This window comes from Streptomyces sp. NRRL WC-3626 (assembly GCF_000718785.1).
Taxonomy (GTDB): domain Bacteria; phylum Actinomycetota; class Actinomycetes; order Streptomycetales; family Streptomycetaceae; genus Streptomyces; species Streptomyces edwardsiae.
The window spans coordinates 1-244 of record NZ_JOCA01000084.1 but is presented as its reverse complement, the minus strand read 5'-3'; the positions used below and the strand labels follow the sequence as shown (position 1 = coordinate 244).

The 244-nt window shown below is 65.2% G+C and carries 1 pseudogene; it reads left to right on the top strand.

Going from position 1 to position 244, the window contains the following annotated elements:
• A pseudogene (locus IF28_RS0135920) lies at window positions 1-244 on the top strand (phosphocholine cytidylyltransferase family protein); the annotation flags it as partial.

Below are 244 nucleotides of genomic sequence, written 5' to 3'. Positions count from 1 at the left end.
CGAGGAGTGGAACAACGCCTACTCCCTGTGGTGCGGCCGTGACGCCCTCAAGGACGGTGTGATCCTCGCCAACGGCGACACCGTCCACCCGGTCTCCGTCGAGAAGACCCTGCTCGCCGCCCGCGGCGACGGCAAGAAGATCATTCTCGCCCTCGACACGGTGAAGAAGCTCGCCGACGAGGAGATGAAGGTCGTCGCCGACCCCGAGAAGGGGATGACGAGGATCACCAAGCTGATGGACCCC